The sequence below is a fragment of the Candidatus Leptofilum sp. genome, assembly GCF_965223285.1.
Taxonomy (GTDB): domain Bacteria; phylum Chloroflexota; class Anaerolineae; order Promineifilales; family Promineifilaceae; genus Leptofilum.
The window spans coordinates 5,878,046-5,893,391 of the sequence record NZ_OZ244997.1 but is presented as its reverse complement, the minus strand read 5'-3'; the positions used below and the strand labels follow the sequence as shown (position 1 = coordinate 5,893,391).

At 52.9% G+C, this 15,346-nt stretch carries 12 protein-coding genes; 7 read left to right on the top strand and 5 right to left on the bottom strand.

Features of this window, described 5'->3' with window-relative positions:
* Positions 1-81 precede the first annotated feature (81 nt).
* Positions 82-1,299: a hypothetical protein gene (locus tag ACOQPU_RS26375; RefSeq protein ID WP_420642809.1), complete on the top strand. Its 1,218-nt coding sequence runs from the start codon at positions 82-84 to the stop codon at positions 1,297-1,299.
* A 26-nt stretch (positions 1,300-1,325) separates the two neighbouring features.
* Positions 1,326-2,222, top strand: a complete 897-nt coding sequence (locus ACOQPU_RS26370; RefSeq protein WP_420642808.1) for a helix-turn-helix transcriptional regulator — start codon at positions 1,326-1,328, stop codon at positions 2,220-2,222.
* A 3-nt stretch (positions 2,223-2,225) separates the two neighbouring features.
* Here ACOQPU_RS26370 and ACOQPU_RS26365 read toward each other — a convergent pair whose 3' ends face one another.
* Both ACOQPU_RS26365 and ACOQPU_RS26360 read right to left on the bottom strand, forming a co-directional pair.
* A complete protein-coding gene (locus tag ACOQPU_RS26365; RefSeq protein ID WP_420642807.1) occupies positions 2,226-3,440 on the bottom strand; it encodes a glycosyltransferase in 1,215 nt (404 codons plus the stop codon).
* A gap of 77 nt (positions 3,441-3,517) precedes the next feature.
* Positions 3,518-4,627: a glycosyltransferase family 4 protein gene (locus ACOQPU_RS26360; RefSeq protein WP_420642806.1), complete on the bottom strand. Its 1,110-nt coding sequence runs from the start codon at positions 4,625-4,627 to the stop codon at positions 3,518-3,520.
* Positions 4,628-4,836: 209 nt separating this feature from the next.
* On the opposite strand from ACOQPU_RS26360, the gene ACOQPU_RS26355 reads away from it, so the two are divergent.
* The 5 genes from ACOQPU_RS26355 to ACOQPU_RS26335 all read left to right on the top strand — a co-directional run bounded on the left by ACOQPU_RS26355 (position 4,837) and on the right by ACOQPU_RS26335 (position 10,935).
* Positions 4,837-6,096: a hypothetical protein gene (locus tag ACOQPU_RS26355; protein WP_420642805.1), complete on the top strand. Its 1,260-nt coding sequence runs from the start codon at positions 4,837-4,839 to the stop codon at positions 6,094-6,096.
* Positions 6,097-6,182: 86 nt separating this feature from the next.
* The gene (selB, locus tag ACOQPU_RS26350; RefSeq protein WP_420642804.1) at positions 6,183-8,060 is read left to right on the top strand and encodes a selenocysteine-specific translation elongation factor; all 1,878 of its coding nucleotides are present in this window, start codon (positions 6,183-6,185) and stop codon (positions 8,058-8,060) included.
* A 170-nt stretch (positions 8,061-8,230) separates the two neighbouring features.
* Positions 8,231-9,166 (top strand): aldo/keto reductase, encoded by a 936-nt coding sequence (locus ACOQPU_RS26345; RefSeq protein WP_420642803.1) that lies wholly within the window; start codon positions 8,231-8,233, stop codon positions 9,164-9,166.
* A gap of 33 nt (positions 9,167-9,199) precedes the next feature.
* Entirely contained in the window at positions 9,200-9,955 is a 756-nt protein-coding gene (locus ACOQPU_RS26340; RefSeq protein WP_420642802.1) for a hypothetical protein, read from the top strand.
* 152 nt (positions 9,956-10,107) lie between these two features.
* The gene (locus ACOQPU_RS26335) at positions 10,108-10,935 is read left to right on the top strand and encodes a hypothetical protein (RefSeq protein ID WP_420642801.1); all 828 of its coding nucleotides are present in this window, start codon (positions 10,108-10,110) and stop codon (positions 10,933-10,935) included.
* Between the two features lie 386 nt (positions 10,936-11,321).
* On the opposite strand, the gene ACOQPU_RS26330 is transcribed toward ACOQPU_RS26335, so the two are convergent.
* The 3 genes from ACOQPU_RS26330 to ACOQPU_RS26320 form a co-directional block, all read right to left on the bottom strand.
* Complete coding sequence (locus ACOQPU_RS26330; RefSeq protein WP_420642800.1) at positions 11,322-13,901, bottom strand: hypothetical protein; 2,580 nt, start codon at positions 13,899-13,901, stop codon at positions 11,322-11,324.
* The gene (locus ACOQPU_RS26325) at positions 13,894-14,442 is read right to left on the bottom strand and encodes an RNA polymerase sigma factor (RefSeq protein ID WP_420642799.1); all 549 of its coding nucleotides are present in this window, start codon (positions 14,440-14,442) and stop codon (positions 13,894-13,896) included. Before ACOQPU_RS26325 ends, ACOQPU_RS26330 begins: the two co-directional genes overlap by 8 nt.
* Positions 14,443-14,515: 73 nt before the next feature.
* Complete coding sequence (locus ACOQPU_RS26320) at positions 14,516-15,328, bottom strand: hypothetical protein (protein ID WP_420642798.1); 813 nt, start codon at positions 15,326-15,328, stop codon at positions 14,516-14,518.
* Between the last annotated feature and the right edge of the window lie 18 nt (positions 15,329-15,346).

Genomic DNA, 15,346 nt, shown 5'->3' with positions numbered 1-15,346 from the left:
TACCAAAATGAGCAAGATTTCGACAGTCGGCAAGCAATTTGGCAGGTAGGCTCCCGCCGAAACAGCGAGGAGGTAATGCGCATGCGTAAAATGATTTGGCTCTTACTGTTCTTTGTTTGTGTAACGATTGCCTGTAATGCGGCCCCAACAGAAACGGCGGAACAAGTGGCCACGGCCGTACCCACAAACACCCTGCAACCAACAGAACCACCACCAACCGAAACACCTACCAATACCCCGGCCCCAACAAATACGGCCGTTCCCCTACCAACTGACACGCCTGAACCAACTGCCACCGCTACACCTGCGCCGACGGCAACGGCCGTTCCCGTCATTGATCGCTTTTCATTAGATGATCGCTTCACCATTTACGGCGAAGAGCCTGCCGTGCCGCGCGGCAACAAACAGTTCACCGACCCCGGTGCGGTTGTTTTTCATGAAGGCCAGTTTCATATGTTCCACAACACCTTTACCGGTTGGCCTGCCTCTGTAGATATTGCTTACTCCACTTCAAGCGACGGCATTAGCTGGACGCGCGTTCAGGAAGAGCCTGTGCTAAAAAGCAATGCCGTGCCATTTGCAGGTGTGGCTGCTTTGGCATCAAGCGCGCTGGTGCAGGAAGATGGCACCTGGTACCTCTATTTTTACACGTGGGATGATCGCACCTGGCCCAAATCGGAGGGCAGCATTGGCGTGGCGACCGCCACCAACCCACTTGGCCCCTGGACCGTCGTCGAAGAGCCAATTTTGGAAGCTGGCGATGATGGAAGTTGGGATGAAACGGCCGTTCGCTCACCGAGCGTCATTCAAACCGAAGATGGTTTCGTGATGTTCTACGCAGGCTATGGCGGCAGCAGCTCCGCCATTGGCCGTGCCACCTCGGAAGATGGTCTGAGCTGGGCAAAATTTGATGATCCAGCAACTGAAGCCGAGCCATTCCAAAGCAGCGACCCAATTTTTAGCGGCAGCGGCAGCGGTTGGGACAGAAGCCATGTTTTCCAACCCCACGTTCAGCAAACGCCAGACGGCTGGGTGATGCTTTACGCCACTGCCACCAACGTCTCCAACACGCCCATTCACAATCGTCACGGCATTGCCGTCAGCCAGGATGGTCAGGAATGGATGCGTTCCGACGCGCCCATCTTCTTACCAACGCAAGTGAATCCACGCGGCAATGATATTTGGTACGCAGAAATTGCCTATGCCCAAGGAACCTACTTCGTTTACGTTGAGCTAGGACGCGGCAACAATACAGAAGTTTTTGTGGCCACACTGGCTGAACCCTTGCTTAGTGAGTAGACACCCTTCCCGATTTTGACGGACGAATGACAGTTGGCTACACTTTTTTGGTGGCTAGCTATCATGCAAAAGAGCAATTGCCGTTGGAAAAACATCTCTACGTCAGCGATGTGGTGTGGATTGGCATATTTCGCTGCCCGGCAGAGCATCCCGTTTTTGACAAACCTGCCTATTTTGCCTGGCACAATATGATCACCTTCCCACGAACGGCCGTTGAGCTGCATCTGCTCGGCCAGGAAACGGTCATCGGATCACCCAACATGGTTGCCTTTTACAATCATGGGCAAGAATATTTTCGCAAGAAACTGTCCGACACGGGGGATTGGTGTGACTGGTTTCAATTTTGCCCCCAGCTGCTTGCCGAGATAATCCGTCAATATGATCCCAAAGTGGGGGAAGTCGGCGTACGGCCGTTCCGCTACAGCCACACCCCCATTTCTACCCGCTCACTTTTGCTACAGCGGCAAATCATCCACCACCTGTTAACAGCCAAACAGCGGAATAGCTGGTGGCTTGATGAGATGTCACTCCAGTTACTCGACGGGATCGTGGCAGAAAGTTACCACTGTCGGCAAGAAAAAACGCCCAAAAGAGCCAAGACGCAACGCAGCCATCAAGAGCTGGTGGTGGCAACACAAAAAGCGTTGGTAAACCAGTTACATCTGCCCTTAACCCTGGCCCAACTTGCCCAACAGGTGCACACCTCGCCGTTTCACCTCTCGCGCGTATTTCGCCAACTCACTGGCAAAACGGTTCATGCCTATCTAGAACAGCTTCGGCTTCGTACGGCCCTAGAATGGCTCCCTGATTACCAGAACAATCTCAGCGGGCTGGCATTAGCGGTTGGCTACAAAAACCACAGCCACTTTACGCAAGCATTCCGAGACGCTTTTGGCAAGCCCCCTTCGCAAATAGCCTTTTAAGATTTATTTGAGTAGCTGCTGGTAGATTTCTAAAAACTTCGGCACGACAACACGCCAATCATACTGTTTGGCAAACTGTTGGGCTGCCTGCCCCAGCCGCTTTCTCTCATCTGGATTGTCTAGCAACTGCAAAACGGCCGTTCCAAACGCCTCCGCCTCATCCACCAATAGCAGCTCACGATTGTGCGCAACGGGAAAGCCTTCAGCACCAACGGCCGTACTCACCAATGCCTTACCTGCCGCCATCGCCTCAATCAGCTTCAGCCGGGTTCCGCTGCCTACGCGAAAAGGTAGAATGAACACCTTTGCTCCTACCAAATATGGTTCTACTCGATCTACCCAGCCCGTGAGCGTGATGCCCGGTTCATTTTTCAATCGATCCAGCCTTGCGTGTGGCTTTTGTCCCACGATGGTGAAGGTGGCAAACGGCCGTCTCTGCCGAATCTGGGGCCACACCTCATCCACAAACCAGAGCACTGCATCTACGTTTGGCCGATAATCCATCTTGCCACTGAACACAATGTCGCTCGGGATCGCATCCGCTTCTTCAAGTTGGAACTGCTGCACGTCCAGGCTGTTGGGGATAACGGTGATGGGCGCACGGCCGTTTGTCAATGTTTCTAGATGCGCCTTGTCGGGCTGGGAAACGGCCGTGACCCAATCCGCCTGCTGGCACACCCAACGCTCAAACTTACGCAACCGCCGCACCTGCTCTGCTGAGTACGCTGCCGCCACCCAGCGACGCGGCTGGCCCAAATCTGTGAGGAAGTTGCGTCGCTGCAATTCAGTCTCCGCATTATGGTCATCAAACACAATTTTGCTGCGCGGGCTGCCATGCCGAATAACAGGCAAATAACGCGCCAGTTCAATGCCTTCAATCTGCACAACGTCAAAATCATCCGCCTGGAGCATCCGCAATAGCTTAATGTTAAACGCCTGGCTAAACAGGCGGTGCGCCATATCTGGGCGACGGGTTGTGAGCAACTGCTGCAACCGCTTGCCCGTTGTGCGCTGTGGCACGGGCACCGTCTCAATTCGTCGGCACAGTTGGGCCAAAGGTGCAATTTTTTCTGCCTCAACAGATTGCCCCGGCTCTAAAAAGCTCAGCAACGAAACCTGACACGCCTCCGCCAACCCGCGAATAACGTGGAAATTCCGCAAGCTCGTTCCCTGGTGTGGCGGGTATGGCAGTTGTGGTGTTAGCAGTAAAACTTTCATGAGCAAAAGATTTACCGCAGAGAACGCGGAGGGTGCGGAGTTTTTTTATTTCTCTGCGTTCTCCGCATTCTCCGCGGTTAAAAAACTGATTCGTAAATTTGCAGCGTCATGTGGGCCGCGTTTTGCCAAGTGAACGTTTTGGCCTGCGCATAACCCCGCTCAATCATCTTCTGGCGCAAATCATTGTCGGTGAGAACGCGGCGCAGGGCATCTGTCCACACTACCTCATCATCCAACGGCAGCTGCATGCCTGCTTCGCCCGCCACCTCCGGCAGCGAGCCACGATTGCTCACAATAACCGGGCAGCCACAGTGCATCGCTTCCAGCGCAGGCAGGCCAAATCCCTCATAGTGGGAGGGCGTTACCAGCACGCCGGCCGCATGGTAAAGATGGGCCAATTGCTCATCGAAGATGCCCGTCAGATGATGCACTTTTTCGTGCAAACCTAGTTCATCAATGGTGGTAAAAACTTCTTCGTACAGCCACCCTTTGCCACCCACCAAAACCAACGGCACCTCCAGATCGCCCTCTTGCAACAGCGCATCGTATGCACGAATGAGAAACGGTAGATTTTTGCGCGGCTCCAGCGTACCCACAAACAAGATAAAATCGCGGGGCAAGTTATGCTTTTGCAGGGTAACGGTTACGGCCGTATCCTCATACACCCTCTCATACAATGGATTAGCGGCTAAATGTACTGTTGTGATTTTTTCTGGCGGAACCCGCAGCTGCTCAATCAAATCATGCCGCGTGGCGTGACTATCGGCCGAAATGTGGTCTGCCACCCGCACTGCTCGCTCAATTTGGTCGGCGTAATACGCCATGCTGTCCCGCGTCAGAAATTGTGGGTAAAAGATAAAGTTTAAATCATGCACGGTGATCACGTTGCGCCGCCCCCCCCACTGTGGCGGAATAAAGTCGGGGCTATGCAGCACGTCCAGGCGGTGTGGCAGCAGTTCCAGCCCCAATGTCCAGCGTTCTAATCTGTGGTGGCACGGCGTCAGCACATTTTTCCGCTGAAAATTGGCAGGAGGTGGCACGTGAGAACGGCCGTCTCGCCGCATTTGAAACAACGAATATTGATTTTCCTTATCAATGGCCGCCAGTGCGGGCAGTAAGTGCAAAATATATTGGCTAATACCCCCCATCTGGTAAAACGGCAGGCGAACGTCAATTCCAATGTGCATGGCAGGATTATACCGTCGGTAGACAGTTATCGGTAAACAGTATTCGGTAATGAACAAATCGGATTATTCAGAACCGATAACGGATTACCATTTACTGAATACCGCCCCTCCAACTCGCCCGCTTGCCCTGCCCAAGCTATAATGTTTTGCAGGATGACACGAGAAATCTGCGCAAATCTGTGTAATCTGTGGATAAACGGAGAACAGCTATGGCAACAAACGGTACAAACGCAGCAACGGAACAAGCAATCAAAGACCTGCAAAGTCGGCTCGATTGGCTGGATGATGAACGGCGCAAGCAAACGCGCAAAATTACGGAGCTGGAGCAAAAGCTCGTTTTACAAGAGCGCGAAATTGCTGGGCGCGAGCAGCGCATCCAGGATTTAGAGCGTCAATTATCGAGTGCAACTGCCCAAATCGGCCGTATACCCAAAGTGGACCTGCAACTGGCACAATTTAAGGATGAAGTTGTGCAGCTTATTGAACAATACGACCAGCGGCGCATCCAATCCGAGGCGGAGATGGACCGGCTGCGGCGCGTGGAACAGGAGGCCAACGCCCGTGAACTGGCTGAACTACGCAAAGACATTGGCCAGGTTCCCCAGCTGCAAAACGATATGGAACTGCGTGTGGCTGAAGAATCTCGCCTGGCAAATCTTATTGGGCAGCAAAAAACCAAAATTGACAACCTCAAAAATCGGCTGGAAAATTGGGACAGCAACTTTGCCTTTCTAGAGGAAAAAGAGAAGCACAACAATCGTACGATTTCTGAGGTGCAAACCGATATTGTTGAAATTAACAAGCGATGGGAATCAATTTACAGTCGCTTGGACACATCCAACAGTGCTATTTTGCGGCTGGAATCCAGCCTGCAAGGCATTATAGATAAGCAAAACCAGGTACAAGAAAGCACCAAAAATTGGATGGAGCAAATTCAAATCGGGGAATATGAACGGAACCAGCGACTAGAAGGGTGGCGGCGTGTGCTAGAAGAACAGCAAGACACCATGGATCGCTTCAATAAAGAGTTTGTGAAATTCTCCGATATGTACAAAGAAGCCAAGATGGCCGTGCAGACACTGAGCGGCTGGCAAGAAGAGCTAGAAAAGCAGCAACGTGAAGCATCTGAGATTTTGCGGGTGGAAACCAGCAGAATGCAATCTCGCTGGGACGATTTCCGCCACGAAAATGACAAACGATGGAAAAGCCAGGGCGTTGACGCTGAACAACGCTGGAACACGGTTAATCGTCATGAGCGGGAAATCCGTGAAATGATTGATCTGATTGACGAGAAAATCAGTAAGCTGGAGCAAGAAAAGGATTTGCTTTGGCGTGTGCAAACGGCTCAGTCAGATGCCTTAAAACAGTTCCCACGTATGTGGCTGGAAGAAGTGGAAAAAGCAATCCAGCAAAACCCCAACCGCCGCCGCCAGCCAGCCCTGGTGCCAGTGCGTGAAGAGTTTGATTAATTTTTTGCCACAGAGGTCACAGAGAGAAAAGAGAACATCCTCCAAAATCTCTGTGCCCTCTGTGGCCAAGCCCAAAAAACTCCCAAATGTATGTCATTGGCACTGCCGGGCATGTAGACCACGGCAAATCGACTCTTGTACAAGCCCTCACCGGCATTGACCCCGACCGTTTAGCAGAAGAAAAAGCACGCGAAATGACGATAGACCTGGGCTTTGCCTGGCTTCAGCTTGGGGACGGCGATGCCCAGGTGGAGGTCGGTGTGGTTGATGTGCCGGGGCATCGAGATTTCATTGAGAATATGCTGGCTGGCGTGGGCGGCATTGATGTGGCTTTGTTTGTGGTGGCGGCTGATGAAGGGGTGATGCCCCAGACGCGGGAGCATCTGGCAATTTTGGATTTGCTGGAAGTACGCGGCGGCGTGGTGGCCTTAACAAAAACAGACCTGGTGGCAGACGATCCAGATTGGCTGGAGTTGGTGATGCTAGACGTAAGCGAAGCATTGCAGGGAACTGTGTTGGCAGAGGCTCCCATCATCCCCGTTTCAGCAAAAACGGGGGTTGGCGTGGCCGAGTTGAAGCAGGTGCTGTGGCAAAAATTGAGCGATTCACCGCCACGGCCAGACAACGGCCGTCCCAAACTCCCCATCGACCGCATCTTTACACTGTCTGGCTTTGGCACGGTGGTGACGGGCACATTGGTAGACGGCCGTTTCCAAATCGGCGACACGGTTGAGATTCAACCAACCGGGTTAAAGGGGCGTATTCGCGGCCTGCAAACCCACAAAACCAAGCTGGAGGTAGCTCGCCCCGGCAGCCGCGTGGCCATCAACCTGACGGGAATTGACAAGGATGACTTAGCACGGGGGCACATTGTGGCCGCGCCGAATGTCATTGGCAACACGATTTTGTTTGATGCAGCCTATCATCATCTGCCCGATGCAACTCAACCGCTGAAGCACAATACGGCCGTTAAGCTGTTCGTCGGCGCAGCAGAATTGCAAGCGCGGGTGCGCGTTTTGGGTAGTGAGCGGATTGATCCGGGGCAAGAGGGTTGGCTGCAACTGGCTACCGTTACCCCAGTGGCTGTTACCCGCGGGGATCGCTTCATTTTGAGACGGCCGTCTCCCGGCGAAACCATCGGCGGGGGGCGGGTGCTAGACCCACATCCGGGCCGTCGGCATCGCCGCTTTCGCCCAGACACTGTGGCGCGGCTCAAAACGTTGTCGCAAGGCACGCCCGCCGAGCTGCTGCTGCAAACGGTGCGTCGCCTGGAACCCACGTCGGAACAGAATCTGTCGCAGACAGTGGGGTTGGATAAGGAAACGGCCGTATCTGCCTTGGCAGAACTGGTTGAAAATGGACAAGTCGTCCGGCTAGAAAAGCAGATCATCTCCCAGGCGGGCTGGCAAACATTGGTGAGTCAACTCATCCAACTCGTCACTGATTTCCACAAAAATTACCCGCTGCGGCTGGGCATTTCCCGCGAGGAGCTACGCAGTCGGCTCAAGCTCAAAGCGAATGTGTTTAATCCGCTCATGGCCCAGGCTGCCAACGACCATTTGCTTACGGAGGCAGGGGCATTGGTTCATGCGCCCGGTCATGAGGTCCGCTTTTCAGCGGAGCAACAGGCAAAAATCGACCAATTGTTGCGGCAGTTCAGCCGGGTTGGGGTTAATTCGCCAAGCGTTAAGGAGTGCAAAACGGCCGTAGGCGAAGACGTCTACTTTGCACTGGTAGATTTAGGTAAGCTGCACCCCCTCTCGGCCGATGTGGTGTACGATCAGGCCACCTACCAGCAGCTCATCCAGCGGCTGCTGGATGAATTAGCCGCCAAAGGCAGCCTCAACGCGGCTGGCGTGCGCGATTTGCTCAACACCAGCCGCAAATATGCCATCGCTCTGCTGGAACATCTAGACCAACGTCGCCTCACCCGCCGCGTCGGTGACGACCGTGTACCATATTAAAAAATAAAATCTGGACTAGACATAACATTCACTTGTCTTTCTGAGCGCAGCGAAGAATCCCAACGGTCTTCAAAAACCATAAGATGCTTTCAGCAGGTAGTTGGTTGGGATTCTTCATTTCGCTGCGCTCCATTCAGAATGACAGTTTCAGATAAATCTAGGAGAAACTCATGGAATACAGACAACTTGGCAATTCTGGCGTGCGTGTTTCGGTTATTGGCATGGGCACCAATCAATTCGGCCGTAAAGTCGATCAGGCAGGCGTGAACAACGTGATCGACGCTGCTCTGGATTTAGGCATCAACTTTATTGATACGGCCGACGTGTACACCGGCAGCGAATCCGAAAAAACGTTGGGCAAGGCGCTCAAAGGGCGTTGGGACAAATTTGTCTTGGCTACAAAAGTTTATTTCAAAATGGGAGACGGCCCTAACGATTACGGTGCCTCCCGCTACCACATCATGAATGGTGTAGAAGCCAGCCTGCGTCGCCTGCAATCAGATCACATTGACCTGTACCAGATGCACCGCTGGGATGCCCACACACCCATCGAGGAAACGATGCGTGCTCTGGATGATTTGGTGAGCAGCGGCAAGGTACGCTACATTGGCGCGTCGGCCTACGCCGCCTGGCAGTTGGCACAAGCCAATTTATTAGCCGAAATGCGCGGCTGGGCCAGATTCGTGACGGTGCAGTCTCATTACCATATGCTGGAGCGCGAGGTGGAAAAAGAGGTGATTCCCTATTGCCAGGCAGACAATGTAGGCTTCATCCCCTACTTTCCGCTGGCGGGTGGCTTTCTCACGGGCAAATACAGTGGGGAAGCGGGCGCACCGAAAGGCTCACGTGGGGAATCGAGCCAGTACGTGCAAAATTACATGACGGAGGCCAACTATACAAAGGTGGAAAAACTCACCGCCTGGGCAGAAGCCAGCAACCACACGATGGCAGAACTGGCCCACGCTTGGCTGCTGGCTCAACCACAGGTTTGCTCGGTCATCTCTGGACTAACACGGCTAGAGCATTTGCAACAAAATGCCAAAGCCGCCGACTGGCAGCTTACGGCTGAAGAAGTGGATGAAGTCAATGAAATTTTGGCTGATTAGCCGGGCAGATCAGAATCTGAAAAGTAAGGTGAGATGGAGAAGAAACAGAACACATCGTATTTATTGAAGCTATGGATACCCATCATTATTTTTGGAGGTATCCTTTTGTATGGGATAGTTGCCATGATTCAACGAGGCAACTACATCATCATTCCGGCGATGGCAATTGCCGGAATAATTATTTGGCGAATTTGCTCTGGCACAACGGCAGAATTCAACAAATTATTAAAATCAAGTTCACCCGAACCATTAATTGACTTCTATGACAAGAAACTGGGCAAGGCAAGAATCCCGCACAAAGACGCTCACCTGGTATTCTCAAAGGCACTTGCCTATACTTTGTATGGGCATTTTGATTCTGCAAGAACAGAAGTAGCTAGAATTGACTGGGAGCAAAAGCCGCCATTTTTTCAAGCTCAAAATAAATATCTTCTTGCTTTATGGGCATACTTGGAAAATCATGATTTTCCACAAGGCGTTAATCTGGCGAAAGAGGCACGACGATTGGCGAATAATTCTAAATCGTTCCCTGGCGCAAAAACCTCGCTTATTTCTTATGAGATAGCCCTTGAGATTGGCGAGCTTCTAAGTGAGAATACTGACTCGATGACAGTCGCTAGCTTAGAGTCAAAAATAGAAAAATCTCCAGTCCTCCTGAAAGTCCTGGTTGCTTGGGGATTGGAAGGCTTTTATATTCAGTCCGGTCAAGCTGAGCAAGCGACAAAAATGCGAGAAATACTCACTAATTTTGCCCCATTCTGCAACGGCTTATCAAGCATTAGCAAATAACAATACGCCAGATGGGAAACTGCTTGAAATTTCAGTTTATGCAGAGATCAAATTGAAACAGAACAACCGTAATAACAACCGTAATGCCGGTTACTATTCTTCTATCTATTCTTTCGGGAGTTTCATTTGCGGGGGCAGGGCTTGGGTACAAGATGGCAGAGCGTTGGCAATGCCGACCATCAGTATTCATACTTGTTTTTGCTGTAACCGGAGGCACTTTTGCGGGGGCTAAGACGTTTTCCGAATCGACAACATGGCTTGACCCAAAATTGTGGCTATTGGGAATTGGCATGGGGCTTTTATTTGATCTGGCTATTTATTTTGTCATGCAGGCCAACCGTCTTGGACCGGCATCGGCGAGCTGGACAGTATTAAATCTGGGATTGCTGGTGCCAATTTTTGTTTCGCCGTTTATCGTTGACGAAGCAGTGCTATGGTTAGATCCAATTATTGTAATACTGTTTGTATTGATGTTGTTGATGTTTGCCCGTGGAATGAAAGATGCTGGCGAGGTAGAGATAGGGAATCAAAAACTGCATACCCTGATGTTGTTGGGCATATTTTTTGCGCAAGGTTTGTTTTTGTTGGGCAACAAAATCAAGTTCATACTGTTCAATGAGACAAATACAGCTGTGCTGACATTTATTGTTTATTTGAGTGGTGCAACGGCCGTATTGTTCGTTATGTTTACCAGCCAACAACGGCCAACCTTCCAGGGGAGCGAGTTGAAAGCTGGTGCGATAACAGGGATTTGTAATAGTCTTGGGGTTATATTGCTGTTAAATGGAATGAGTCTGCCATCGACGATAGTGTTTTCCTTGAGCGCATCTATTGCCTTGTTAGGCGGTGTGTTTTTGACCAGTTTGATGTATGGAGAAAGACTCAATCGAATGAAAACGCTAGGCGTGATGGTGGGGTTAATGGCATTAATTCTGGCTGTTTTTCGGGAAAAATTGGCAAGTATTTTAGGCAGTATCTGAAAACAAAGATTTTAAGATCAATTTTTGCGGCAGGATTAATCTGCCTAAGAATGCTAGTAGTGGAAAAGCGAGTGGTAGGTTCGTTTGATTCTTTCTATTCTATGGCGTCGGTTTTTCGACAAGACACGGCAAGGTAGGCGGCTGAACTGGCTCATGTATGGCTGATGGCTCAACCGCACGTTTGCTCTGCTTTCTCTGGCCTCGCGCAGCTAGAGCATTTGCAGCAAAATGCCAAAGCCGCCGACTGCTAGCTTACAGCGGAAGAAGTTAGCGAAATCGACGAGATTTTGGTGAATAAGCCAATTGAAGCATGATGGCATCCAATTGAACCTCCCGCAGGTTTCTCGATTGGCCTTGTCTTGCCAGAAACCTGCGGGAGAGGGGCTTTAATTTCCAGCCACGGCCTTCACCCGGATGATAAACTGCTCGGTGCCATCGGCGGAACGGCCGTAAAAGGCCCAAACCGGTTCTAGCAGCGTCGTCTCTGGTTCCTCGGCATCACTGCCGTAGGGTGCGGGCTGCGGCTGATAAGGATAGAGCAGCTCCACACGCTCAATGATCACATCGCCGTGCAGCACGCCAGCCACGCCATCACGCGGTGCCATATGAGACTCATCAATAACCGGAATGCGATCATGATCATACACTGGCAGTTCGCTAACATCTGTGGCGGCGGCAACGTCTGGCCCAGCACTGGTACCGCGTCGTTCCAGCAGCGGCAGCCCGCCAAAGCTGTCTGTGGGATGCACAATGCCGGTTAGCAAAATCTGCTCCTCTTGCAGCATGGGGTCATGCTCATAAGCTTGTGGTGGCACATCCAGCGGCGTGATGACATATTGCTGATCGGTGGCGTGATCAATGAAGACGAGCACCTGTTTACCTTCAATCTCTTCGATGCTGGCATGGCCCAGGAACCGCTCCATCCTTTCCTCTGGCCAGGGACGGTCGAAGCTGACTACCTCAATGGCTTGCGACAGATGAGGCATCATGAACATCTCGGTATCGGGCAGCGGGACGATACGGCCGTAGACGCGAATATGTAATTCATGAAATTCTGCCATCTCTTCCAGCAATTCCGGCGAAGCCAGCAGGGGGTACGTTAGCGGATAAGTTGCCTCGCCCTGGTCGCCATCATTGCGAAAGGTGGCTTCCAGCCGCTCTTCGCCGTCTTCATTGATGATGCGGAATAGCTGCACAACGCCAGTTAGCGTCACCTCGTCGCCAATTTCGTAGGGATCGGTCGGTTCAATGAATTCGGCTGTGGGTGCTGGCAGTGGTATAGCTTCCACAATCCCAGACCCACCTTCTTCGCCACCCTCACCCACTTGTTCCACCACAACGCGAGTAACCGCTACTTCTACAGCCTCTTCAACCACCACCATTTGCTCCGACACCACACCGCCTGGCGGTATGCCAGGGCCTTGCGGCGGCACGCTGATGTGGTACCAGGCTAGGTCAGTGCCCGATTCGGCAGGCGCGGCACAAACCTCTATCTGCTCCGCTGCGGCAATATCTTCTGGTGCATTGGGCAAACCAAATTCATCACCCGCGTCACTGACAAAGCGAGCCACCCCCTCGGTTCGCGTCAAGGTGCCGATGAAGCAAGGCGCACTAAATTCATCTGGCGTAACGGACTGCCAATTTTCTACCGCCACTTGCCAGCCGTTGGGGCCATTTTGTACGGTAACCATTCCCTGCACCCGCACAGCACCCTGTTGTGCCTGTTCAGCAATGGTCGCCAAATCCTCACCTGACAAGAGATAACTTGCCTGGTCTGGCCCCGACAGTTCTACCAGCGGCACACCCGTCTGAGCATGAACCAAAACGTGGAGATAGCCTGTCACATCAACCGTTTGCCCCACTTCCCAGGTGGGTGTTGGCGACCAATATATGCGGTAACCGTCGCCTGCGGTGGTCATTCTGCTATAGGTGCTGCCCAGCACGTTGCGGCTGTCAAGCAAATCTTGGTAAGCAGCCTCGGCTGAGATAACCGTCGTGGTTCCGGCTGGTTCCAATTGAAGCTGGCTCAGGCTGGCGTGAACCACCTGCCCCGCAGCATTCACCCCCAGGCGCAGCCCAGAATCGCCGCCAATGATGCCGCCTTCTGCCGCTGGCTGAATAAGCACCTGCCGAATTGGGCCGTTGTCTCCCAGAGCTGGTTCTATGAAATAGTCGGCAGGCAGCAAATTGTGGGCACTTAAAAAGGCCGTGGCAGCCTCAGCTGCCTGCGCAAAAGGCAGCGGCTCACCATCTAGCCTGCCGACTGCGGGAAAAGCGTAATTAATTTGACCGAATCCTCCATAACTCAGGAAGATGAGCCGCTGGCCATCGCTGCCCAACACATAAATTCCGGGATCGCTTTCGTTTTGTGGACGATAAACTTGCGGCTCCGTTAAGCCAAACGCCTGCGCCCAGGCGAGGGCTTCTTCGGGCGTGGTAGGGATGGGTTCGGGGACGGCTCGGTAGAGCGGCACTTCGCCGGGGTCGGCTGTGAGATCGGCTTCCAGGGTGATGGTGGTGTCACCAACGGTGGTGATGTTGGCGGGCAGCGACTCGACAACGGGTTCTGCGTCTGAGTCGCTGAGGAAGGTTTGGGGGTTGACAAATTGGGTGATGACGATGATGAGTAGGGCAACGGCCGTTCCCGCCACAACAATGCGGGGCAGCCACTGTTTTAGAAATCGGGTAATATTTTTCATAATAGGTTCCTCCACAAAATGAACTGGTAAAGGATTCGGTTGGTCAACTTCTAGGCACCGGGCAGCCTGCCGCAAACGGCGCTGGAGAGCCTGGTCGGCGGCAGGGCGGGGCTGCTGTGTCGGCAAATTGTGCAGCTGATGGGCGGCGGTGAGATACGGCCGTAGCCATTCTACCTGCTCTGGATAATCCGCCAGGCAACTTTCCACGCTTTCCCCGGCAGCCAATCGCGCTAGGCATTCTTCTAAAAGCTCTTCACGTTTATTCATGGTCTGGTTCGTGGTGTAGCTGACGGTGCAAGGCGGCCAGGGCACGCCGCGTCAGGGTCTTGACAGACCCTTCTTTTTTACCGAGCAGTTCGGCCGTTTCAGCCACGCTGCGCCCTTCAATAAAGCGAAGAATGATCACGTCGCGCTGGGCTTCGGTAAGCCGGGAGATGGCCTGAGCCAGATGATCGACGGCCAGGCTTTGCTGGGCATATTGTTCTGGACTGGTCGTTTGAGCCGGGAGTTTTTCAGACAGCGGCTGCCGGGTGAAACGGCCGCTTCGCCGAAAATGATCCGCCAAACAGTGACGCGCTACGGTATAAAGCCAGGCCAGCAGCGGGCGTCCTCGGTAGACAAAGTGAGGCAGCCGAGCGACAAGGCGCATGAACACTTCAGCCGTGATCTCCTCGGCCAACACGTGATCACCGCCTGCCCGGTAGTAGACGTAGGTGTAAACGGCCGTTTTGTGCTGAGTGTAGAGTGTGAGGACGGCCGTTTCGTCTCCGCGTGCCGCCTGGGCAATAAGCTCCCGTTCACAGCTCAATATCACATTCTCCTACCCTGCTTAACGAAGTTAGGGCGAAAAGGAAACGGGTTGCTCCCGATTTTTACCCATTTTACTCCCCTCCGGCTCGCCAACTGCCCAGGGTGAGGCCAATAGTGACGAGGATGCCAACGACAGCCAATCCCAACAAAAGCCACGAGACAAGATTGAGGATGGCATGAGGATATAGATTGTGCCCGATGCCTCGCAGCAAAAAGCCGAGGCCAAGCAGTACCTGCACGGCCCGGCTCACAAATTCCACGCGACGCGCCGACCGCTGGAAGCGTGGAACGGTAAAAAGGCGACTGCGCTCACCAAAGCCTAGCCAGCGGTTTAGCCGGGGTGTGAACAGCCCCGCCGTCAGCAAAAACAATCCCAAAAGCATAAAAAATATGGAGGGCAGCCAGCTCGTGAAGTTAGCTGAACCGCTGGAATCCGATATGGGGATTTCACCACTGCCTAAAGCGAGCAAATCTTCGGCCGCCGCTGCCAGTGGGGCGGTGCGGCTGCATAACCATACTTCCGGGTCGGTTTCGCTGCCGCTGGCATACACCAAATATTCCTGGCCGATTGCAAAGGAATAACCACAGGAGGCATCGCTGCGAACCGTTTTTGCCAGTTGGGTTGCCCGCACCGACCCTTTCCACACTTCAGAGACCTGAAACGTGATCTGGACGGGGTCGGCACTGCTTTTGAGCAGTCCCTGAGGGGCATCAATTTGGGTGACCTTGCCAGCAAAGACGGCCGTTGCCCGTTCCAACTCCTCGGCAGGTGATCCCGGTGGGGCGCACGTGCAAGCATAAACGGTCGTTGGCGACACTGCCAACAAATTGATGAGCAGCACTATTACAACTAGCCAAGTTAACGACTTTGACAGCAATTTCATTTTTTCCCTTTAACCAGC